Source organism: Streptomyces ruber (assembly GCF_014648075.1).
Taxonomy (GTDB): Bacteria; Actinomycetota; Actinomycetes; order Streptomycetales; family Streptomycetaceae; genus Streptomyces; species Streptomyces ruber.
On record NZ_BMQK01000004.1, the window covers coordinates 163,994 to 184,674 of the forward strand.

Sequence of the window (20,681 nt, forward strand, 5' to 3'; positions counted from 1 at the left end):
TCCGAGTGCGATCGGTCAGGAGGGCCGGTACTCCTCATGCGGAGTCGCACGTTGCCACACGGCGTCGAACGCCGAGACGCACAGGGCCACGACGCCCGGGTCGGTCACCAGCTCCTCACCGGTCATCGTCCCGTCTCCGGCGAAGTGGTTGAAGAGCACCGACCCGCCGTCGAACAGCCAGAAGTCGTTACCGGGCAGCGCCAGCCCGGAAGCCCGCCGACGAGGCAGCCAGCGCACGCTTTCGCCGGCCTTGACGTTGTGCCCGCTCGTCAGCTCGTACTCGTACCGCACGTACGGGGAGACCGGTTCGGAGACGATACGCGCGCGATGTACGGCCACGCCGCGACCGACTGCTGCGGAGACCAGCTCGATCCACCAGGGCCAGCGCTCCGCCGGGTCGAATCGGTTACCCGAAGCCCACTCCTGATAGTCGGCGTCAAGCCCGTACGCGTCACGCATCTCCAGGTGGTACGCGCTGCGCCGAGCGGAGCGGAACAGCCCTTCAAACGCCGATTCCGCCGCCATCGTTCACCTCCGGGAAGAACTGCATCATGCGCCGCGGGAACTCGATCACCGTCTCATGATCCGGGATGTCCATCTGTGCCAGGCGCTCGGCATCCGTCACCCGCCATCCTTGCAGGATGTAGTTGCCGGTCTCGTCGTCCAGGTACACGGTCGGGGACCCGTTGTTGGGACTCTCGGGGTCTTTGCCCAGCCGGTGCAACGTCATGTTGTCCTCCGAGGTCGTGAGTGAGGGCGACGTGGCCAGACTTGCGTCGGATGCTCCTGCAGCGCCACTGGCTTGCATGAACTTCTACGAGTCTGCTGCCTCACTGTTCTCGCTGAACCGGAAGTTGCGCTAATCCAAGGCGTTGGCGATGAAGCTGGTCCAAGCTTCCGCTGGCACCGAGAGGCACGGGCCATCCGGACGCTTCGAGTCCCGTATCAGCACACCAGCAGCTACGGGCGCGGCCTCCACGCACTCCGTCTCGTTGCCGCCGCTGTAGGACGACTTGAACCAGGCGTGATCGGAGACAGACTGCGGGACGGCGGGCATTCACAGCTCCTTGCGGACTCGCTGGATCATGGCGGAGGAAGCCTCCATGTCCAACGCTTGTGCGCGGAGGTACTCGAACGCAAGCCGGTACCGTTCGAGCTCTTCGTCCTTCTCCAGGAACAGCGATCCAGCATGGAGATCAACGTAGACAACGTCCAGGGCGGGTTCACGGCCACCGAGCATGACGAAGCTGCCGAGAGCGGCGGAGTGGGCGCCCTTCGAGAACGGGAGCACCTGGAGTGTGATGTGGGGCGACTCGTTGGCTTCAAGCAATCGGCTGAGCTGCTCCTTCATGATCTGCGGTGATCCGACAACCCTGTGGATCACCGACTCATCGATGATGGCCCACAGATGAGGGGGCTTCTCCCGCGCGAGAATCTCCTGCCGCTTCATGCGGATGTCCACGAGCTGCTCGATCTTGGCGGGCTCCAAGCGCACCTCGTTGGCCTGCTGCAGGGCAGTGACATATCCACGGGTCTGCAGAAGTCCGGGAACGTAGACGCAGCAGAAGTGATCCTCGCGTACGGCCTCGTCCTCCAGGGTGAGCAACAGATTCAGGCTTTCCGAGATGGAGTCGGCGTAGGGACTCCACCAGCCCTGCTGCTTGGCGTCCTTGGCCAGGCTAACGACAGCTTCCCGCTCAGCTTCGGTCGCTCCGTACTCACGGCAAAGCGCATCGATCACAAGCCATTTGACCGGGCCGGCCTGCGTCTCGTACCTGCTCACCGTTGCTTTCGAGACGCCGACGAGCCTTCCGGCCTCCTCAAGGGTCAGCCCCTTGCGTGCCCGTAGCTTGCGCATCGTCGCGCCTAGCTGGCGACGTCGTGTGGTGGCCCGTACGGACATGTGACTCCTTCACGCCTGCGCCGGGCGCCTGCCCGGAGACCTGAAGCAGGCTAGGCGGCCCGTGAGTTGGCGTACCAGCAGATTCACCCGATGGGTTCTTGTGAGAAGTTACACGGCGAGACTTCTCTGTGCCATGCTCGTCACCAGGTCGCTACGCAGTGCAGCCGTACGGATACGGCTGGCGCAGGCATGCGCGTGGCCGACGAGGAGGAGTAACCATGGCTGGTCGTGAAGTCACCGATGCCCGGCTCCGCTGCGTCTTCCCTTTTGAGGCGGAGCCGGCGGAGGTGCGCCTGCTCAGAAAGGCGACCGTCGCGCAGCTCGGTCAGTGGGGTATCTGCAAGGCTGCCGAAGAAGCGGAACTGCTAGTCACCGAGCTGGCTTCGAACGTGTTCAAGCACGTCGGAGCTGGCGCATCGGCGACCCTCATCCTCGAAGCGCAAGACCAGCGGCTCCGTGTCGAGGTCCACGACAGAAGTCGCGCCGTTCCGTCGCTGAGGGCTGCCCACTGCGATGAAGAGTGCGGCCGTGGCCTGCATCTGCTCACGGCCCTGGCTGTCGACTGGGGCACGGTTCTGACGGCCGCAGGCAAAGCGGTCTGGTGCGAGATTGCACTTCCCCCCCGACGAGGCTGCCGTCGCGTTGAGAGGGCGGTCGAGGTCCTGGAGAGGTACCAGAACCTCGACGGCGGTGTCAGCCTGCCCGGTGGTCGACGTGTAATCGGGCTCGAGGAGTCAGCGGTCAAGCTGATTGCCGACCTGCTTCACTGGACCGCCGCGCGAGGTTTGGATCCGGACGACATCCTGGATCGGGCTCAGATGCAGCACGAGGCAGATGCCCAAGCAGCGTAGTTAGCCACAACTGTTGTTGGGTGCGGGGGCTCAGTCAAGGCCATGCGCTCCGCTTGCGTTGCACTGGCGATCGCACCCTGCAACTCGAAATCTCAGCTAATCCTAGCCTGGTGCTGGGTGAACAAGGCGTGGCGTTGGTGATCGTCCTGGCCCACGAACGCCTTGAACTCCCCGAGGCTGTAGACAAGTTCGCCTGACGCACGTTCCGTCTTGCTCAGCTCGAAATCGTGTCCCAGATGATTGAGGTGACGTTCAACCTCGCTCTGCTCCATCGACACACCGCTCTTCGCGAGCTTCATGATGATTTGTTCTACGGTAAGGGGTCGATTGGCGAGACGCAGGAGACTGTACACAGGGTCATGCACAGTGCTGGAGTTTTCGATAAGAGGCTTCGGGTCGCCCTTCTGAAGAAGTGCGTCCCTGATAGCTTCTCCTAGCGCCTTCGCGACAGGCGGAGGGAAGGCGTTGCCGATCTGACGGTATTTCGAGGTTTTACGGCCAGTGAATTCCCAATCCTCGAATTCTTCGCCGTACCAACCCTGAATTCGAGCGACCATCTCAGTCGTCAGTTTCGGGCCTGGGACACCTTCAGTAGGCGCGAAGCCGGCGTCGGGCGCATCATTAGCGATACCCATGGCGTCTACCCCAAGTGCCGCCCATGCCTTCTTGGCGCGGGTTGGACCAAGGTCGGCGCCGCCGTGCTTTTTCGACCCTCCGACAATGGTAGGTGCGATGCTATTCGCCTTAGCCGACCATTCCTCTACTTCCTTGTCGCCCCAGCCGTTAGAGGACATAAGGTCACGAAGCACTTCACCGACTGTAGGGGCTTCGCCTGAGCCCTTAGGCCAGTCAAAGTGTTTGGCGTACTCGGGTAGTAGTGCGACGAGCACGAACCGGGGTCGCAATTGTGGTACGCCGAAATCGGAAGCGTTGAGCAGTTTCCATGTGGCGATATAGCCGTAGTCGTGTAGCTTATCCAAAACGGCTTGCCTGTACCCTGAGAATCGCTTGGCGCTCAGACCCCTCACGTTTTCGAGAAGAAGTGCTTTCGGCCTCATCCTGCCGCAAAGCTCGATAGCCCAGGCGAAAAGGTCACGCTCATCACTGCTTCCCAGCTGTTTCCCCGCGATACTGAAGGGTGGGCAGGGCACGCCACCTGCTAGAAGTTCGACGTTCCTGTATTCGTCGGGATTCCAGGTATCTGGGCTCGCTACATCACCGATCGCCACAAGTTTGTGATCGTCCGGAAGGTCTACGCCATCTTCTTTGAGTAGCTTGCGAAGGTTGTGGTCCAGTGTTTGAGCTGCCTGGTGATCCAGCTCGACCGCAAGCCGGTGAGTGAACCCGGCGCGGTGCAGCCCAAGCGACTGGCCGCCGGCGCCGGCGCAGATTTCAACGACCTCGAGTCGTCCCTCGCTCCGCGACGCCGACATGTCGATCTCCTTCCGAATGCGCTGGCTAGGTCAGCGCAGGGGGGAGCAGTGCACATGCTCGGCCCCGTAGACGTAACAGGTATCCGGCTGCAGGTGAAGCCTGCGGCAGCACCATAGCCGCAGGCCTTGACCACGGGGATGCGATCGATACGGCAAGCCGGAGCAGGATTGTGAAGTCTACGGCCAGCCACCGACACCCTTCAGAAGCACCCGTCTCGTGCGTCTTGGCGGAGTGCGTGGATACGTCAGCCTCTGAGGGCAGCCCGGACCTCGTCCCGGGCGTCAGCAGGCAGCCGCCGGTATGTGTTCCAGGCGCGCTCCAGCGGGGTAGAGCCGCGACGTCCGCGCTCGATCCACCGGAGAAGGCGGAGCTGCTCACGGGGGTCGAGATTCCTGATCGCTGCGAGCGCTTCGTCGGCGCGGGCGGGGGTGCCATCAGAGCCGGCACGGCAGCGCTTGCATTCGGTGACCAGCAGGGTCTTCTCTTCGCCGTCAGGAAGGACGGTCCGTCGGCGGGTGACGGAGAGAACCGCGCTCTGGTTAGAGTCGTCGAGGTACGACTCTCCTCCTGATATGCCACAGACCGTACACATGAAGTCGTCGCGGGCCATAACGGCCTGCTTCTCCTTGTTAGACAGGGTCTTCTGGGGCGCTGCGGCCCGTCGGGCGGCAGGATCCCAGACCGGGACGCCGGCCTTCAGGAAGCGCTGGTCCTCGGCCGTGAGTGTCGCGTCTTCGGCACTCGTGAGCATGACCCAGCCGTAGTCGCGGAGGTCGCGGATGCGTCGGTCAGCCTGAGAGATGCCCGGAAACGCCTTGCGGATGTCCTCCTTGGTGAAACTGCCGCCCTCACCGATCACCTGGACGAGCCAGAGTGCACCGCGAATCATGGTTCCGGCCTTGAGCTTGGGGTCATCCCAGGCAGGTTGTGACACCTCGTGCTCCGTTTCTCAGACGCTCTTGCGACGCTGGTTGTTGATCGACGGGGCCCTTGCTGTCAGTAGGCCCTGTCATGATGCAGAGTGAGAGACGCGTTGGGCGCCTGGGAGGTTCTGGTATGGCTGGGAAGTTCGGTGTTCCGCCGGAGGGCGAGAGGATCCGCTCGTTGGTGGAGGAGCGGCTGAAGCAGGCCATGACCGAGAACGGTGCCAAGATCACCGTGGACTGGCGCGGTGAGCAGAAGCACCTGCACGTCATCTCGATGCCGGTCGACATGCTCTACTTCAACCCGGACACTCACCGCATCCGCGCGCAGCGCACCCTGGACCCGAAGCGCAACCGGATCCTGGAGGAGTCGCCTTGGAGCGAAGCTGCGCAAACGTATCTGCATGACCTTCTGCGCCGACGGCCCTCAAACCCGAACCAGACCGACCCTGAGTACACCGCGCTGCAGGACGAGCTGGATGACTTCGGCCAGAAGGAGCCCGGGATCATCAGCCCGGATGGCATCCTCGTCGATGGCAACACCCGGTGCGCGGCGCTCAGGGATCTCGGCATACCGGACATCCGGGTTGGCGTTCTGCCGGCGGACACATCGCGGCGCGACATCAACAATGTCGAACTGGCCTTGCAGCTGCGTCGCGACCAGCGTCGTGAGTACTCCTACATCAACCGTCTCATCGCTATTGAAGACGAGCTCAAGGCCGGGCGGCGTGAAGAGGATGTCGCCCGGGACTGGAACATCAAGAGGTCCACGCTTCTGCAGGACCGCTGGGTCTACCAGTTGATCAATGACGCGATCGAGCGCAGCACGACCGAGAGCGGTACCGCGCTGCGCTTCGTAGATTTCGAGGAGCAGCAGGAGAAGCTCCGCGAGCTCCAGCGTGACCACGCCAAGTTGGCAAAGACCGACCCGGACGCTGCGGAACAGCTCAAGGAGTCGCGTCTGGCCCTGGTGCTTCTCAATTACCCCAAGACGACAGTGCGCCTCGCGGAGGCCAACTTCCACAGCCGGTACCTCGACGAGCGCCTGCCTGATGAGCTGAGGCCTGCTGCTCAGGAGTCGACTGCGGTGTCCATCCCAGGTCTGACGGGAGTTGCGATACCGGACGCTACTTCGGCTGTTAAGACTGTCCGTGCGCTCACGGACACCCTCCTCCAGGCGAAGGCTGCAGCGCAGAGCGGTAGCGAGCATGAGCCCGCTGCAACAAAGGCTGACGCTCTCATCAAGACAGCGCGTAAGACCTTCGATGTCGCTGTCAAGCTGGCGGGAACGAACGCCGAGCTGCGTAAACGCCAGATAGCTGTTCCTGAGAGGCTGACGGACGCCGCGGAACACGTACGCCAGTGTGCGTCGGAGTTCGCCGAGGCCAAGAGCAAGCGGGCGTTGGACGAGGACGCTTTCGATGACGCGCTACTCACTCTCAAAGCCAGCCTAGCCCGGTTGGCGAAGCAGGCCGGGCGTACGTTCAGCTCCCCTGGCGACGGCGTTGCCTGGCTGCTCGAGGCCACGCGGGAGAACTGATGGCGGAGCTGCCCCTCGGGCCTACCCTGGAGATCGGTTTCGCTGATGTCGTAACGCGTGCGCGCCTCCGGGCCGGCACTGGGTACGAAAGCGAACTGCGCCGCCTTGCCCTCCGGTTCAATAGCAGTGTGCAGCGCTCGCCTGGGACTATGGAGGTGGAGATCGACGACCTTCTCACGAACCTGGTCGCGCTCGCCACATGGCCCGAGCCAAATAGTGTGGCTTGGGATTCCCAGCTGGCTGTACTGGCGAAGGACTCCGCACTCGATGCGCAGGCTGTTGCAAAGCGACTGGACCCAGCTGCCGACACCGATGGAGAGGTAGACCCTCAGCAGGTATATGACCTCCTTGGCCCTGGCTGGATAGCTGGCCTCACTGCTTTCCAGCGCAGAGACATCGCCAAGCTTCTATCCCTCCGCCACGGAGCGAACTTCTCCGTCCCAGGTGCTGGCAAGACCCGCGTCGGTCTGGCTGTCTTCCATGCATTGAGGCGTAACAAAGGTATCGAGCGGCTGCTTATTGTCGGCCCGAAATCTTGCTATGAGTCGTGGCAATATGAGAACCAGCAGTGCCTGGCTGATCCCTTGAACATGAGTGTATTCGCCCGGGATGCTGATCCCGCTGCGGAGTCGCTCATTGTGAACTACGAGCGTTTGCGTCAGGAGGGGTATGTTAATGAGCTAGGTCAGTGGCTCGCTGCTCGGCCATCGATGCTTTTGCTTGACGAAGCGCACCGAATGAAGCGTGGAGCCGATGGTACGGATGGGGCGGCGTGTCTTGCTCTGGGGCCTCGCAGTCGGCATCGCCTCATTCTTACCGGTACTCCGGCTCCAAACGGCGTGAAAGACCTGGAAAATCTCTTCGGCTTCGTATGGCCTGGCCATGGGCGCCAAAAGGTTATTCAGGCTGTTGCCGGAGGAGATCTCGTTAAGGCAAGCCAGGTGCTGCGCCCCCTGTTCACCCGCACCACCAAAGGTGAGCTCAGTCTGCCGCCTGTAGCCACGAGCCTGCGAACCGTTCCCATGCCTCCCATCCATCGAGAAGCGTACGAGGCGCTCATTGGGCGATTCTCTGCCCGAGCTGCGGGGGCAGAGGGAGATTTCCTCGCCTTGGGAAAAATTAGCGTCTATATGCTAATGGCTGCGACAAGTCCCGCCCTGCTTGCTGTTGGAACGACACGGCACGAACCGCTGGCCTACCAGGTACCGCCGCTTCCCGTACCGGAAGGAACTCCGCTGTTCGACTTGATGCGAGACCTGCCCAGCTATGAGATGTCGCCGAAATATCGCGAGGTCCTGGCGATTGTTGCCGAGAATGCAGCCTGCGGACGTAAGACGCTCGTTTGGTCGACCTTCATCCGGAGTCTCAATACCCTAAGGGGTATACTCGGGGAATTCTCGCCCGCGATGGTCCACGGAGGCACAGAGGATCGCGAAGCAGAAATCGATAGGTTTCGGAACGATCCAGACTGCATGGTGCTGCTGTCAAATCCCGCCACGCTTGGTGAAGGCATCAGCTTGCACCATCACTGTCACGACGCTGTTTATGTCGACCGGGATTTCGCCGCAGGGCGCTTCCTGCAGAGTCTCGACCGAATTCATCGCCTTGGTCTGCCGCCCGAGACGGAGACTAGGGTGACAGTCCTAGCGTCTGAAGGAACCATCGACGAGGTGGTCGCCCAGAGGTTGAATGACAAGCTTCACTTTATGGGCTCCATTCTTGACGATCCTTCCGTCCGGCAGCTCGGCGACCTTGACGAAGAGCCGGCAGCGGGCGGCAACTTGGACCAACGTGACCTCCAGGCACTGATGGGGCACCTCCGTGCCCGTACCGCCTAATCCGGTCCTGCGCGCAGCGGTCCGCTGGCTGGACAGGCTTTCCGCCAGCGGCGCTTCGCGTATCCGTGCTCTCTTCCTGAATCACCCGGACTTCAGTGACATCACGCCGACTCAGTACGACGCCGCTTACGAATGGCTTGAAGAGACCGGGCTTATCACCGACTTAAGCAGCGGTAAGCCCGCGTCACACATGGTCTTCGACGCCGCGATGGTTAGCAGCGGAGCATTTTGGTTCCAAGACGCCGATTCCCTCGTTCGTGAAGCTGACGAACTACCGGAGGACGCACTGCGCGCAGCTGAGGCGCTGGGGCTTACGGCAGAGGAAGCGTACGCGCAGGTGCACGCGACGTGGGGCAAAGTCGATACCGAGGAGCGCACGCGCATTGGGGCGGCCGGCGAGCTTGCCCTGGTCGAACTGCTTGAAGTCTCAGTAAACGCTCGAGTGGAACACGTTGCCGCATGGTCCGATGGTTATGGCTACGACATAGTTGTGCACACTGGACAGCGCAGTGCCCATCTGGAGGTGAAGAGCACCCTTCGTCGGCACCGTCTCGCTTTTCACCTCTCGCGGAATGAATACGAGACGATGCTGCGGGACCAGGCGTGGGAGCTCGTAACTGTCTGCCTGAGCCCGAATTTGAAACTTAAAACTGTTGCAGTTATGCCGAAGGAGTGGATTGTGGCACATGTCCCCGCGGATAGAAGTTCGCGGGGACACTGGGAGTCGTGCCGGCTGGAGGTACCTTCTGAAGTGCCAGTGCCAGGTATCCCTAGCGTTGTTCCTATGCTGCGAGAGGCGGCGCCGCAGCTACTCAAGGAGGTGCTGATCGGCGGTTATGCGCCTTAAGGCAGCCGTACTCCGGCGTCCGAGAGCAGAAACTCCGCAGGATCACCGGGCCATTGATCATCATTCGGTTCAGGGCATTCCGCGAGAGGCTGTGCCTCCTCAAGGGCGTCCTCAACGGCGGTCCTCCACTGGTCAAATGTGCCGCGAATGAGGTAAGGACCAAGAGATACGGTTACACTTCCCTCTTGGTCGACTCGCACTGGTGCTGCTTCGCTACCAACGGCGATATCGCTGGCGAGTCCTGCGGCGGCAGCGCCAAGCGCCGTCTCGAAATCGGTGGGATCAATCCATCCGGTCCAGCTTCGGTCACCAGTTTCCGCTGTAGCTACCAGCACCTTGCGTCCAGCTCCGGCATACCCAGTGAATACTAGAGACCGTGACGCGGCCGAGTCGTCCGTCACCTTATCCCGCGTCAGGTAGCTGGGCTTGAACTGGTCGAGGAGCTCAGTGATTCGTGCGGCCAGCAGCGTCCTGCGGGCTGTGAGGAATCCGCGGTACCCGTCGGCTTCCATGACAGCGGGATCGTCCGGAATCGCATGGGCCTTGCGGTCCTCAGCGGAGACACTCTGCAGGTAGGCGGCAGGGGAGCGGTTGCCGATGATATTTTTAGCTGTTTCCTGAGAGACGAAAGCAATGTTCGCAAGGTCATTGATTTCCGTCGAGGAATAGTTACTGCCGTTCTTGCGCAGTTCCGCAGCAGGGTGAATAAGGCTGTACTGCGGCTTACCTGCTTCGTCGACTGTGTCTGAGATTGGGCGGCCATCCCACCAGTCGGTGGCCCGGGCATGAGCAGCGGCCAAATAGCAGAACATGAGGTAGGGACTTTGGTGATTTCGTCCGGCCAAATCCCGGGCGCTTACGGCAACACCGTTCTCACCGATGCCGAGATTCGAGAGCAGTTCTCTCACGGGGGCTTCGGTGTCAAGCACCTTGATGTCCTGTGTGAGCGCAGTGTCGGTCGAGCCACCATACCGGTTCCGGGCCGTCGCGGCCATAAACCAGTACAGGAGGCCATCCTCAACTTCCCTGTCGACCTTTACTGCTTCTGGCTGACGCCCGTAGTAGACGATCAGGGGGTGAAGTGCGGCGAGTGACGGAAGCAGTGCTGTCGTCGGTATGAGGAGCTTCTCCTGAAGCAGAGGTATGACGTGGGTAAGCCCACGTCGGACGTTTGCCCACCCGGACTCAACTGACTCCTTACTTGCCGTCGTCAGCTTCGCAACAGACGAGAGCCGTTTACCGGAGATTGACAGACTAAGAGTTAGGGCTTTGATGAGGAAGCTGACGTCCAGTGCCCCGTAACCGCGATCGTGCCAGTGGGCAGATTCGGCTTCCACCTGCCCAAGGAAGCCAGGAGCGCGTGCGGATAGCGTCGCGAGGGCAAGGTCCGTTGTCTTAAGCGCCCGTCCACCACTGTTCACCCGCACGAAGATGTCCGCTACCTCCTCGTACTCGAAATCGTGCAGCACTTCCATGTGAAAGTCGCGCTGAGTAATCTTCTGCAGCGCGTTCAGGCGGCGTCCGATCTCCGAGTCTGGGATGGCGAGCCCAACCCTCTTAAGTTCGCCGTGAACTGCGAAGATGTCAGCGTCCGGGCCGACTACGTCGTATACCTTGATCCACTTACCATTACGGCGCGTGGCGGCACTCTGATTCTGGAAGGCCTCCGTTTCAATGTTGAAAACAACTTGGGCCTCCGGGTGGTCGGTGAGGACCCGGAATAGTGAGGTGAGGCGCTGCTGCCCATCCAGCAGGTAGAGGGGCATCACGCTCGGTAGCTCTTGGGGAGCCCCAAGTGCTGCCTCCCGGGTCTCCGCAGGTTGCCCGGTCTTCCAGAAGAGAAGGGAACCTGCCGGATACCCGCGGTACAGCGACTCGATAAGCCGAGCCACCTGTGACGCCTTCCACACGTATCCGCGCTGGATCTCGGGGAGCATGATCTCCCCAGCCGCAATCTGCGAGATAAGTGTTCGGACATCCCGGTTTGTGCGCTCAACCGCCATCCCTTACCCCCACCTTCCCGTACGGACCTGGATGGATCGTCCGTACTCTCTGTGGCCCTCATGCGTCAGCCACTCAGCTTGCTTCGCGAGAGTGACTCATGGTGCTGTGCTCGCTCGAGATGACAGAGTAGGGGAGAAGGGGACACTCATGACACGTGCCCCCATACCGAAAGCAGAAGCTCAGGGCTCTGCGGAGTCGGCGTTGTTCGTATGCACGCGTGCCGCACTCGACCTCGAGGAACGCTCAGACCGGGCTGTTCTCCGTGAGGTGACTGCTTTACAGACTGCGTTGGAGCATTCCTCTGCTGATTCGTGCTCCCAGAATCGCAGTACAAGCCAGCCCGCCTCAGTGAGTCTCCGATCGGTGTCCCGGTCACGTTCTACGTTGCGCAGCACCTTCTCCGACCAGTAGCCGGAGTTCGTCTTCGGGGGCACGTAGTGCTCGGGGCAACCATGCCAATAGCAGCCGTCGATGAATACGGCCACCTTCGCCGGGCGAAAGACCAGATCTGCTGTCCGGCGAAGGTGTGGCAGGGGGCGTGCAGAGACGCGGTAGCGGAGCCCGCGGGCATGGACTAGCTGCCGAATCAGCCTCTCGGGCTTTGTGTCACGGCTGCGGATCGCCTGCATGTTTCGGCGGCGGGCCGCGGATGAAGCCCAGGAACCTGCCGGTGCTTCCCACTGTGGATCATCGGACACGTCTCACAGGGTAGACCTCTGTGAGCTGCCTCGGCGCAAGTGATTCTGTCGGTCGTTCGTCGGCTGTTGCAGACGTCCTTCCCCGTCCAGCTCGTACCTCACATCAACGATCACATCGCGAAGGCCACCCCGAATGCACACATCACCGCCTCCTACACCTGGCTCTCCGTCGGCGTGTGCGCCTTCCGCGTACGGACGACCACAATGCGGCGTGGATCGACGGAACAGTACCGGAGCACCATCAGGGAGCCACGGACGAGGTGATGGTCTGAGATGTTGGGGGCCGGGCAGCGGTGGGGCCTGAGTGGCGGGGGAGGCGGGGGTTGTTCACGAGCGGGGCCTGGTAGCGGATCGTGGGTGGGGAGCCGTGCATTGTCGTCCGAGTACGGTCGGCACTGAGCCGTGATCTGATACCCCCGTGCCCCGCTCCACCGAAGACACCAACCGCCGCATGCTCCGCGCCCGCGACGCCATGGACCGGGCCTACGCGCAGCCGCTGGACGTGCCCGCCCTGGCCCGGATCGCGCATGTGTCGGAGGCGCACTTCTCGCGGACCTTCCGGGCCGTGTTCGGTGAGACGCCGCACCGGTACTTGCAGCGGAGGCGGGTCGAGCGGGCGATGTTCCTGCTGCGGGAGACCGACCGGAGCGTGACGGACATCTGCTTCGAGGTCGGCTTCAACAGCACGGGGACCTTCAGCCGGACGTTCCGCGACATCGTCGGCCGGTCACCGAGGGAGTACCGCAGGGCAGCGGTGGCGGCGGGGGTGCCCACGTGCTTCACGATGGCCTGGACGCGGCCGAGTGACTGATGGCCGTCCGCTTTCCGCGGCTGTGGGCTGAGCAGGCTGTGAGCTGAGCAGTTCTGGATAAGTCTTCGTCCTGCCCGCCCACTAGCGTCGTCCCCATGTTCAACGCCATCACGCAGTCACAGATATACGTCCTCGACCAGGACGAGGCCCTCGACTTCTACGCCGGCACGCTCGGCCTGGAGGTCACCGCAGACATCGACATGGGCTTCATGCGCTGGTTGACGGTCAGCGTCCCCGGTCACCCCGAGCGGCAGATCCTGCTGGAGAAGCCGGGCGCTCCGGCGATGTCCGAGGAGACGGCGGAGCAGGTCCGCGACCTGGTGACCAAGGGGGCGATGGGCGGCTGGCTCATCCTCACCACGGACGACTGCCGTAAGACGTACGAGACGCTGCTGGAACGGGGCGTCGAGTTCACCGAGGAGCCGACGGAGCGGCCGTACGGGATCGACTGCGGGCTCCGCGATCCTTTCGGCAACCGGATCCGCTTCACCCAGCCGAAGGTCTGAGACCGCGGCCGTGGCGGTATCGGGCGGCAGAGTCGGTTCAGGTGGGGCATATGGGATGGTCCGTGCTGATGATCGTCCGCAGGCCGGAAGCCGTTAATATCCCCGCATGTCCGAGACTGCCGCGCAGCGCCTCCTGGCGAAGGACCCGCGCACCGCCACCGCCGCTGCCGGTGAGACCATCTCCCTCTCCGATGACTTCGCGAAGGTGCTGCTGCAGGAGCTCGGGCGCAGTGAAGTGGTGCGGGCCATCTATCACAACGGCTGGGGCTACGCCGTGCTCACGGAGAAGGGGCTCATTCTCCTCCGGAACCTGGTGGCGCCCAAGGCGACGCGAGTGCCTGGGCCACTGCTGGTTCTCCGGCGTGGGTACGGCCTGTTGAAGTCCACCGAGATCCTCATCGGCGGGAAGCCGCACAAGTTGCACGGGTCGAAGCTCGATCCGGAGGGGGAGCTGCTCGAAGGCGCGGGGGAAGTGCTGCCTCCGTACTCTCCGTTGCGCCCCGGGCAGGGAACAAGGCTGCTCACGTGGGTGCGTCGGCACCATCTTCTCATGTCCACGGCCGTGGTCGCGATGGCTCTCTCCGGCATGGCGGGCGGCCCGTCCGACGACTCCTCCACCAGGGCGTCCGGCGGGGCGTCCAACGGGAAGGAGGCGGTGGCGCAGAGTCGTGCGGACGCGCAGCGGGAGGTGGTCGTGTCCGACTTCCAGGGGGCTGCTCTTCCCGCGGCTGTTGCAGAGGCCGGCCGTGACCCCTGGCTGAAGGTGGCGGCGGCTGACGCGTCGTCCGCCTTTCGGTCGGTGGAGACCACTGATACCGGCTGGCGGGTCTGCTTCCAGACCCCGTCCCGCGACGAGACGGTCCGCCCATCCGGCGGGGTGCTGACGCTGTACGCGGTCCCGGAGCAGGAGGAGTGCCCAACGCGGCTGTACGGCCAGCGCCAGGTGGTGATGCCCGATCTCGTCGGCAAGCGGTTCGACGATGCGACGCGCGCCCTCAACGACCTCGGACTCGACCGGGTGGTCCGTCTCCATGCGCATACCGGCAAGCGCCTGGACGACGGGCAAATGGATCCGGACGGCTGGCAGGTGTGCCGACAGCAGCCGGACGCGGGGGTCAAGGTCTCGATCAACACGCAGGTCGAACTGTGGCTGATCGGTGCCGGTGAAGCCTGTGCCGAACCCAGCCCGACTTCGACCCCGAAGCCCGAACCCGAGCCGGAACCGAAGCCCAAGCCCGAGCCGAAGCCCAAGCCGGACCCTCAGCCCTCCTACGGTTCCACGGGAGGCTCCGCAGGAAGCAGTACGGGAAGCAGTACGGGAGGCAGTACCGGTCGGGGCAGCGCCAGCGGCGGCGGTTCGTCCGGCAGCGGCAACGGTGGCTCCACCGGCGGCGGGGCCGGTGTTCAGTTCGGGCAGTTCTGCTCTCCCGTGGGAGCCACCGTGACGACCGCCGACGGGCGGCCCGCCAAGTGCTTCATGGGCAAGGACGGCCGGGCCCGGTGGGGGTACAACTCCGGCTGACGGCGTGCAGCCGCACGGGTACTGGTACTGGTACCGGCACCGCCGACGAGTTTTCAGTCAGCCGGGATGTACGCCTCTCCGCTGCTGATGACGGGCTGCGGCTCCTCCGGGAGGCGGTGCTCCTGCGATGTTCCCGGGGACCGGTCGTCCTCCTGGGGACCGCAGGCCGTGACCGCGGACAGCATGACCGCGAGCAAGGGGAGCAGAGCCTGAGCGGCCATCCTCGTACGCAGCGTCACGGAGTCCTCCTCGGTCGATCCCGATCCCGTTCCCGAAGCCGATCGATCACGGGAATCCGGTCAGGCCGTCGCCGTCCCCGGAGTCCCGTGACACTCCCCGTACCCCCGCCCCGACCCGCACCAGCACCCCGCCCCCTTCTGCGGCGGCCACTCCACCGCCCGTCCCCGCGCCGCGAGCGTCGTCGCGTACTGGGGCAGGAGGACGGTGTCCGAGGGGGACGAGGACTCGGAGGCTGCGAAGGCCTCGTACGACGGGACCGTGCCCGAGACGATGCCCAGGTTCGGGGTGCCGGAGGCGGCGAGTTCGCGGAGGCTGCGCTCTATCGTCGTCAGGTGCTCGTCGTGGGAGGGGTACTCCGCGGACAGGGTCGGGTACGCCGTCAGCAGCTCCTCCAGTTCGTCCTCCGGCCAGTGCAGGACCGCGACCGGGAAGGGGCGGGAGAGGGCCGTGCGGTACGTGCCCAGTTCCGCGCGGAGGCGGCTGATCTCCGCCTTGAGTTCCGCCGGGTTGTCCGAGCCGAGGGACCAGACGCGCTTCGGGTCGTGGAGCTCGTCGAGGGGCACGGACGACACGGACGCCGCGTGCAGCGTGTCCGCCAGCGCGTCCCAGTCGTCGTGCGCCGCGCCCAGCATTCTGCGGACCCGGTGGCGGCCGAAGAGGAGCGGGTGGGTTGAGTAGGGCGGCTCGGTGACGCCGCTCAGCAGCAGGGTCGCGCCCTCGGTGAACGTCTCCTGCGCCGCCTCCAGTTCGTCGTGGGCCTCCAGGGACTCCGCCGCGATCACCCAGGGGGCCGGGTCGCGCGGGGCGGCGGTGCGGATGCCGTCGATGATCGCCCTTGCCTCCGCCTCGTGGCCGTACTCCCACAGGTTGGAGGCCTTCAGGGCCCGTACGAGGTGGGGGTGGTCCAGGGCTTCGGGAGCGGAGAGGAGGCGGTCGTAGAGGGCGGAGGCCTCGGCGCGGGCGCCGGACAGTTCCAGGTGGGCCGCGGCCTGGACGAGCAGGTGTTCGGCGTCCTCGGGGTGAAGGCGGGCGGTGCGTTCCAGACGGGCGGCTTCGGCGGTGTGGTCGACGTTCTCGGGGGAGGTGTCGGGGCGCATGCGGACACCGTACTGCCGTAGACCGGTAGGGGTCAGAGCCGTACCACGTGCGGCGTGTGCGTCGTCGTCGGTCGTCGCCGGACGGGGAGGCGGCCGTGTGCCGGCGGCGGAGCGCGCCGCCGGAGCAGCCGGTGACCCGGCCGGGTCGGGGGTGAGGTGTGTGGTTGTCGAGGTGTGTGACGGCGCTTTCCGGGCGATCAGGTGATCGAGCGATCGGTGATCGGGTGATCCGGTTGAACGGGTGTTTGGTGAACCGGTGATCGGGTGGGCGTAGCCCGGTATCGTGTGCTTGCTGCACGTGTTTCTGTGGGGCAAGGGGCAAGGGCCAAGGGGCAAGAAGGGGAGGGGCCTTGATGCGTAGCCGCGCCGTTCTGCAGCCCGTTCCCGTGCTGCTGTTCCCCCTCGTCCTCTGCTCCCTCCTTCTCTTTCCCCTCTTCTTCCAGGGCGCCGTCCCCGACGCCGGTTCCCTCTCCGCCGCGGTCGCCTTCGCCGCCACCGCCGCGGCCGGTTCGGCACTCGCCGTCTGCGCGCTCATCGCCGCGCGCTGCGCGCCCGTCGTGGCGCCCACGCGCGTGCGGACGGCGATGCGCGACCGCGAGCGCCGTACGGCGTTCCTGCCCCAGCGAGATCCCGACGCCAGGGGCCGGACGCGGCCCAGGGCGCCCGGGCGTGTCCTCCGGACGACCGCCGCGTAGGGCATCCACCGTCGGGCATCCACCGTCAGGCATCCACCGTCGGGCATCCACCGTCGGGCCGGTCTCGGGCCGGTCACTCGTGGGCCTTGTGGGTGACCCCGCGCGGGTCGTCATGCCGCCACCTCATCCGGCACGACGAGACCCCCGGAGGGCTCACCCATGTCCGCTGTCCTGTCCGCCTTCGCCACCCTGGTGGAGCAGCTCGCCGCACTGCTCCAGCCGCTCTTCCACGCCTCCGCGGCCGCCGCCGCGATCATCCTGTTCACCGCGCTCGTACGGCTCCTCGTCCTCCCGCTGTCCCGGGCCGCCGCACGTGGGCAACGGGCCCGGACGGCGTTGCAGCCGAAGATCGCCGAGCTGAGGAGGAAGCACGGGAGGAGTCCGGAGCGGCTGCGTACGGCGCTGCTCGAACTGCACGCCGAGGAGAAGGTGTCGCCGTTGGCCGGCATCCTGCCCAGCCTGTGCCAGATCCCGGCGTTCTTCCTGCTCTACTCACTCTTCTCCAGCTCCACGATCGGCGGGGAGAGCAACACCCTGCTGTCGCACTCGCTGTTCGCCGCGCCGCTCGGCGGCCGCTGGACCGACGCGCTGGGCGACGGGGGAGTGCTGGGCGCGTCCGGGCTCGTGTACGCCGGGCTGTTCGTGATCGTCGCGGGGGTCGCCGCGTTCACCTACCGGCGTACGAAGCGGTCGCTGGCATCGAGCGCCGCCGCCGCTTCCGCAGGGGGCGGCGGTGAGCAGCTGCCCGGCCTCGCCCCGGTCACCAAGGTGATGCCGTTCATGTCCTTCCTGACCCTGGTCACGGTCGCCGTCGTCCCGCTGGCCGCCGCGCTGTACGTGGTGACCAGTACGACGTGGAGCGCGGTGGAGCGGGCGCTGCTCCATCCGTGACGGCAGGGCGCGCGGCTGCGGGGCCGGTCCGGGTCCGGTCCGTGAGTGAGGTCTTGCGGACCGGACCATCGCCTTGGACGATCGACCAGTCCTCCGACCACTGGCCGGCCACTGAGAGAGATGGGGATCATGAAGCTGCTGCGAGTCGGTGCGGCGGGGTCGGAGCGGCCCGCGCTGCTCGACGCCGACGGGGTGCTGCGGGATCTGTCGGGCGTCGTACCGGACATCGACGGGGCGCTGCTCGCGGACGAGGAGGCGCTCGGGCGGGTGCGGGCGGCGGCGGATGCCCCCGGCGAACTCCCCGTGCTCGACGGTGCCGACGGCGCCCATGGGGCCGACGGTGCCGACGGCGCGGAGCTGCGGATCGGTCCGCCCCTCGCCCGGATCGGCAAGATCGTCTGTATCGGCCTCAACTACCACGACCACGCGCGCGAGACCGGTGCCGAGCCGCCCGCCGAGCCGGTGATCTTCTTTAAGGCGGCGGACACGGTGGTCGGACCGAACGACACGGTGCTCGTGCCGCGCGGGTCGACGAAGACCGACTGGGAGGTCGAGCTCGCGGTCGTCATCGGGCGTACGGCGCGCTACCTCGGCTCGGCGGAGGAGGCGCTCGGACACGTCGCGGGGTACGCGGTGGCGCACGACGTCTCGGAGCGCGAGTTCCAGATCGAGCGCGGCGGTACCTGGGACAAGGGCAAGAACTGCGAGACGTTCAACCCGCTGGGGCCGTGGCTGGTGACCGCGGACGAGGTGCCCGACCCGCAGGACCTGTCCCTGCGGCTGTGGGTCAACGGCGAGCTGCAGCAGGACGGCACGACCGCCGAGCAGATCTTCCCCGTGGGGGAAGTGGTGCGGTACGTCAGCCAGTTCATGACCCTGTACCCGGGGGATGTCATCAACACGGGGACGCCGGCCGGGGTGGCCATGGGGCGGCCCGAGCCGAAGCCGTACCTGCGGGCCGGGGACGTGGTCGAGCTGGAGATCGGGGGGCTGGGGCGGCAGCGGCAGGTGCTGAGGGACGCGTGAGCACTCCGCCGGGTACGGTGCGCGCGGATCTCCAGCCGCTTCGTTCGCCGACCGCTTTGTTCGCCGAACGGCAAGGGCGCCGAGGGCGGTGATGCATATGCTACGGAGGTGATTGACTTACAGCATCTCGTGGCCTTCCTGACCGTCGTCACCGTACTGATCGCCGTGCCGGGACCGAGCGTCCTGTTCGTGGTGAGCCGGGGAGTCGCGCTGGGCCGACGGGCGGCCGTCTCCACGGCGGTGGGGAACGAGGCCGGACTGCTCGTGCAGGTGGTCCTCGTGGCCCTCGGGCTCGGGGAGGTGCTCGCCCGCTCCCAGTTGCTGTTCTCCCTCCTCAAGTTCGCCGGTGCCCTCTACCTCGTGTACCTGGGTGTCCAGGCCTGGCGGCACCGCAAGCTGCTGGCCGTGCAGGAGCAGGGCGAGCCGGTGACGGGCCGTCCGGGTGGGCGGGCCTTCCGGGAGGGGTTCATCGTCGGGGTGAGCAATCCCAAGGGGCTGCTGATCTTCGGTGCGGTGCTGCCGCAGTTCGTCGACCCCATGGCGGGCAACGTGCAGGTACAACTGCTGCTGCTCGGCATGATCTGCGTGCTGATCGCGCTGATCTCCGACGCGACCTGGGGACTTCTCGCCGGGACCGCCCGCAACTGGCTCGCCAGGTCACCGCGTCGCCTGTCGCTGATCGGCGGGGCGTCGGGCATCGTGATGGTCGGTCTGGGGGTCCAGTTGGCGGTCAGCGGGCGGGACTGAGCCGGACCGGCCCGGGCACGCTCGGGCTTGGTCCGTCCTCAGCGGGTGTCCTCGACGGCGAGCCGTTCGCTCCGGAGGTCCCGCAGGCGGACGCCGGCCAGCCGTACCGGCGGCGGGAAGCGGGCGAGCCGTACCGGCGGCGCCGGCAGCGAGGGCGCGGGCCGGGCCCGAGGGCGTGGCCGACGCGTGCGGCGCCTCGGCCGGTCTCCCTCCGGCGTGTCACCCCGCCCTCTCGACGCGGGTGATCCCCAGTTCGTAGGCGACCGCCACCGCGCTGGCACGGTTCCGCAGGCCGAGTTTGACCAGCAGGTTCTGTACGTGCGTCTTGACCGTGCTCTCGCTGACCACCAGCTCTCCGGCGATCTCGGCGTTCTTCATGCCGCGCGCCAGGAGTGTGAGCACCTGCCGTTCCCGGAGGGTGAGCAGGTCGAGTGTCGTGTGCCGGATGGACTGCCGGCGGATCCGGCCGCGGTCGGCCTCCCCCTGGCAGGGCACGCCGATCCGGTAGCCCCCGGAGACGAGTCTGATCGCGGACACCAGGAACTGCGGTTCCTCCCAGGCCAGCACCACACCTCCGGCACCCAGCTTGTCGGCCTCGGCGTGGACGGGATCGTTCGCGTCGTTCGTCAGCAGCAGCATGCGTGAGATCCCGGCACCGGAGTAGTGGACCGCCCGGTGCATCAGGTTCAGCACGTCGATGGAGCGGCAGGCGGTGTTGATGACGAGCACGTCGAGCGAGGAGTCGAGCGTCGCCTCAAGCGCCGTCGGGTTGTCCCGGGCACTGCCGACGAAGTCCAGGTCCGGGTGGCCGTGCAGGATGTGGACCAGGCCGGCGAGCGCCAGGCTGGAGTCGTCGATGAGGAAGACGCGTAAGGGTTTCGGCTCCTCGCTGCCGACCGCGTCGCTCGGAATCGGATTCTGGTCGGACGTGGCTACGGTCACGAGCCCCCCTGCGCGGTGAGGCGCGGCAGTGGACAGATGCGAACAGCACCTCAATCTTGTCCCACGGCTTTCACCCGTAGCGCACACTTTTTCGCCACATTTGAAGGGCGGGGACACCGGGTCGACCGTCACTTCGGCCTAGTCCGTTCGACGCCCGGACCGCCGT

Annotated in this window: 22 protein-coding genes; 11 read left to right on the forward strand and 11 right to left on the reverse strand. The window is 65.3% G+C overall.

What is annotated here, in order from left to right:
* Positions 1–15 precede the first annotated feature (15 nt).
* From IEZ04_RS12110 to IEZ04_RS12125, 4 genes are all read right to left on the reverse strand, one after another.
* Positions 16–525 carry a DUF6879 family protein gene (locus tag IEZ04_RS12110; protein ID WP_189216798.1) on the reverse strand — a complete coding sequence of 170 codons (510 nt, stop codon included), beginning with the start codon at positions 523–525 and terminating at the stop codon, positions 16–18.
* Positions 503–730: a hypothetical protein gene (locus IEZ04_RS12115; protein ID WP_189216799.1), complete on the reverse strand. Its 228-nt coding sequence runs from the start codon at positions 728–730 to the stop codon at positions 503–505. The genes IEZ04_RS12110 and IEZ04_RS12115 overlap by 23 nt, the downstream gene beginning before the upstream one ends.
* 129 nt (positions 731–859) lie before the next feature.
* A complete protein-coding gene (locus IEZ04_RS12120; RefSeq protein WP_189216800.1) occupies positions 860–1,057 on the reverse strand; it encodes a DUF397 domain-containing protein in 198 nt (65 codons plus the stop codon).
* The gene (locus IEZ04_RS12125) at positions 1,058–1,903 is read right to left on the reverse strand and encodes a helix-turn-helix domain-containing protein (RefSeq protein ID WP_189216801.1); all 846 of its coding nucleotides are present in this window, start codon (positions 1,901–1,903) and stop codon (positions 1,058–1,060) included.
* 218 nt (positions 1,904–2,121) lie between these two features.
* Between IEZ04_RS12125 and IEZ04_RS12130 the strand changes: the two genes are divergently transcribed.
* Positions 2,122–2,754 (forward strand): ATP-binding protein, encoded by a 633-nt coding sequence (locus tag IEZ04_RS12130; protein ID WP_189216802.1) that lies wholly within the window; start codon positions 2,122–2,124, stop codon positions 2,752–2,754.
* 92 nt (positions 2,755–2,846) lie between these two features.
* Here the strand turns inward: IEZ04_RS12130 and IEZ04_RS12135 are convergent, their stop codons facing one another.
* Both IEZ04_RS12135 and IEZ04_RS12140 read right to left on the reverse strand, forming a co-directional pair.
* Positions 2,847–4,187 (reverse strand): DNA cytosine methyltransferase, encoded by a 1,341-nt coding sequence (locus IEZ04_RS12135; RefSeq protein ID WP_189216803.1) that lies wholly within the window; start codon positions 4,185–4,187, stop codon positions 2,847–2,849.
* 245 nt (positions 4,188–4,432) lie between these two features.
* On the reverse strand, positions 4,433–5,122 hold the full coding sequence (locus tag IEZ04_RS12140) for a hypothetical protein (RefSeq protein ID WP_229820994.1): 690 nt from the start codon (positions 5,120–5,122) through the stop codon (positions 4,433–4,435).
* A gap of 122 nt (positions 5,123–5,244) precedes the next feature.
* On the opposite strand from IEZ04_RS12140, the gene IEZ04_RS12145 reads away from it, so the two are divergent.
* The 3 genes from IEZ04_RS12145 to IEZ04_RS12155 are packed head-to-tail and all read left to right on the forward strand — an operon-like array spanning position 5,245 to position 9,336.
* Complete coding sequence (locus IEZ04_RS12145) at positions 5,245–6,651, forward strand: ParB N-terminal domain-containing protein (RefSeq protein ID WP_189216804.1); 1,407 nt, start codon at positions 5,245–5,247, stop codon at positions 6,649–6,651.
* Positions 6,651–8,489, forward strand: coding sequence for a DEAD/DEAH box helicase (locus tag IEZ04_RS12150; RefSeq protein WP_189216805.1), 1,839 nt, complete (start codon positions 6,651–6,653; stop codon positions 8,487–8,489). The genes IEZ04_RS12145 and IEZ04_RS12150 overlap by 1 nt, the downstream gene beginning before the upstream one ends.
* Positions 8,473–9,336, forward strand: coding sequence for a protein NO VEIN domain-containing protein (locus tag IEZ04_RS12155; RefSeq protein ID WP_189216806.1), 864 nt, complete (start codon positions 8,473–8,475; stop codon positions 9,334–9,336). Before IEZ04_RS12150 ends, IEZ04_RS12155 begins: the two co-directional genes overlap by 17 nt.
* Here the strand turns inward: IEZ04_RS12155 and IEZ04_RS12160 are convergent.
* Complete coding sequence (locus IEZ04_RS12160; RefSeq protein ID WP_189216807.1) at positions 9,333–11,339, reverse strand: DUF262 domain-containing protein; 2,007 nt, start codon at positions 11,337–11,339, stop codon at positions 9,333–9,335. The two genes, IEZ04_RS12155 and IEZ04_RS12160, sit on opposite strands and share 4 nt — an antisense overlap.
* Positions 11,340–11,519: 180 nt before the next feature.
* Positions 11,520–12,038, reverse strand: a complete 519-nt coding sequence (locus IEZ04_RS12165; RefSeq protein ID WP_189216808.1) for a very short patch repair endonuclease — start codon at positions 12,036–12,038, stop codon at positions 11,520–11,522.
* 451 nt (positions 12,039–12,489) lie between these two features.
* Between IEZ04_RS12165 and IEZ04_RS12170 the strand changes: the two genes are divergently transcribed.
* The 3 genes from IEZ04_RS12170 (at position 12,490) to IEZ04_RS12180 (ending at position 14,877) form a co-directional block, all read left to right on the forward strand.
* Positions 12,490–12,849, forward strand: coding sequence for a helix-turn-helix domain-containing protein (locus IEZ04_RS12170; protein WP_373296304.1), 360 nt, complete (start codon positions 12,490–12,492; stop codon positions 12,847–12,849).
* 95 nt (positions 12,850–12,944) lie between these two features.
* A complete protein-coding gene (locus tag IEZ04_RS12175) occupies positions 12,945–13,355 on the forward strand; it encodes a VOC family protein (RefSeq protein WP_189216810.1) in 411 nt (136 codons plus the stop codon).
* Between the two features lie 205 nt (positions 13,356–13,560).
* Positions 13,561–14,877 (forward strand): PASTA domain-containing protein, encoded by a 1,317-nt coding sequence (locus IEZ04_RS12180; protein ID WP_189216811.1) that lies wholly within the window; start codon positions 13,561–13,563, stop codon positions 14,875–14,877.
* A gap of 53 nt (positions 14,878–14,930) precedes the next feature.
* On the opposite strand, the gene IEZ04_RS12185 is transcribed toward IEZ04_RS12180, so the two are convergent.
* Both IEZ04_RS12185 and IEZ04_RS12190 read right to left on the reverse strand, forming a co-directional pair.
* Positions 14,931–15,116 (reverse strand): hypothetical protein, encoded by a 186-nt coding sequence (locus tag IEZ04_RS12185; RefSeq protein WP_189216812.1) that lies wholly within the window; start codon positions 15,114–15,116, stop codon positions 14,931–14,933.
* A gap of 60 nt (positions 15,117–15,176) precedes the next feature.
* On the reverse strand, positions 15,177–16,214 hold the full coding sequence (locus IEZ04_RS12190) for an SEC-C metal-binding domain-containing protein (RefSeq protein ID WP_189216813.1): 1,038 nt from the start codon (positions 16,212–16,214) through the stop codon (positions 15,177–15,179).
* Positions 16,215–16,564: 350 nt separating this feature from the next.
* Here IEZ04_RS12190 and IEZ04_RS12195 point away from each other — a divergent pair, with 350 nt between their 5' ends.
* The 4 genes from IEZ04_RS12195 (at position 16,565) to IEZ04_RS12210 (ending at position 19,573) form a co-directional block, all read left to right on the forward strand.
* Positions 16,565–16,909, forward strand: a complete 345-nt coding sequence (locus IEZ04_RS12195) for a DUF6412 domain-containing protein (RefSeq protein WP_373296291.1) — start codon at positions 16,565–16,567, stop codon at positions 16,907–16,909.
* 171 nt (positions 16,910–17,080) lie between these two features.
* Positions 17,081–17,800, forward strand: a complete 720-nt coding sequence (locus IEZ04_RS12200; protein ID WP_189217134.1) for a YidC/Oxa1 family membrane protein insertase — start codon at positions 17,081–17,083, stop codon at positions 17,798–17,800.
* A gap of 129 nt (positions 17,801–17,929) precedes the next feature.
* On the forward strand, positions 17,930–18,826 hold the full coding sequence (locus IEZ04_RS12205; protein WP_189216815.1) for a fumarylacetoacetate hydrolase family protein: 897 nt from the start codon (positions 17,930–17,932) through the stop codon (positions 18,824–18,826).
* Positions 18,827–18,934: 108 nt separating this feature from the next.
* Positions 18,935–19,573, forward strand: a complete 639-nt coding sequence (locus IEZ04_RS12210; protein WP_189216816.1) for a LysE family translocator — start codon at positions 18,935–18,937, stop codon at positions 19,571–19,573.
* A gap of 219 nt (positions 19,574–19,792) precedes the next feature.
* On the opposite strand, the gene IEZ04_RS34765 is transcribed toward IEZ04_RS12210, so the two are convergent.
* Positions 19,793–20,515, reverse strand: coding sequence for a response regulator transcription factor (locus tag IEZ04_RS34765; RefSeq protein ID WP_229820995.1), 723 nt, complete (start codon positions 20,513–20,515; stop codon positions 19,793–19,795).
* Between the last annotated feature and the right edge of the window lie 166 nt (positions 20,516–20,681).

What these genes read in the sequence shown, in the direction of transcription:
- IEZ04_RS12170 (WP_373296304.1), top strand. Translation starts at nt 12,490, where the DNA reads ATGCTCCGCGCCCGCGACGCCATGGACCGGGCCTACGCGCAGCCGCTG.
- IEZ04_RS12120 (WP_189216800.1), bottom strand. Translation starts at nt 1,057, where the DNA reads ATGCCCGCCGTCCCGCAGTCTGTCTCCGATCACGCCTGGTTCAAGTCG.
- IEZ04_RS12205 (WP_189216815.1), top strand. Translation starts at nt 17,930, where the DNA reads ATGAAGCTGCTGCGAGTCGGTGCGGCGGGGTCGGAGCGGCCCGCGCTG.
- IEZ04_RS12145 (WP_189216804.1), top strand. Translation starts at nt 5,245, where the DNA reads ATGGCTGGGAAGTTCGGTGTTCCGCCGGAGGGCGAGAGGATCCGCTCG.
- IEZ04_RS12110 (WP_189216798.1), bottom strand. Translation starts at nt 525, where the DNA reads ATGGCGGCGGAATCGGCGTTTGAAGGGCTGTTCCGCTCCGCTCGGCGC.
- IEZ04_RS12115 (WP_189216799.1), bottom strand. Translation starts at nt 730, where the DNA reads ATGACGTTGCACCGGCTGGGCAAAGACCCCGAGAGTCCCAACAACGGG.
- IEZ04_RS12125 (WP_189216801.1), bottom strand. Translation starts at nt 1,903, where the DNA reads ATGTCCGTACGGGCCACCACACGACGTCGCCAGCTAGGCGCGACGATG.
- IEZ04_RS12135 (WP_189216803.1), bottom strand. Translation starts at nt 4,187, where the DNA reads ATGTCGGCGTCGCGGAGCGAGGGACGACTCGAGGTCGTTGAAATCTGC.
- IEZ04_RS12130 (WP_189216802.1), top strand. Translation starts at nt 2,122, where the DNA reads ATGGCTGGTCGTGAAGTCACCGATGCCCGGCTCCGCTGCGTCTTCCCT.
- IEZ04_RS12190 (WP_189216813.1), bottom strand. Translation starts at nt 16,214, where the DNA reads ATGCGCCCCGACACCTCCCCCGAGAACGTCGACCACACCGCCGAAGCC.
- IEZ04_RS12160 (WP_189216807.1), bottom strand. Translation starts at nt 11,339, where the DNA reads ATGGCGGTTGAGCGCACAAACCGGGATGTCCGAACACTTATCTCGCAG.
- IEZ04_RS12175 (WP_189216810.1), top strand. Translation starts at nt 12,945, where the DNA reads ATGTTCAACGCCATCACGCAGTCACAGATATACGTCCTCGACCAGGAC.
- IEZ04_RS12150 (WP_189216805.1), top strand. Translation starts at nt 6,651, where the DNA reads ATGGCGGAGCTGCCCCTCGGGCCTACCCTGGAGATCGGTTTCGCTGAT.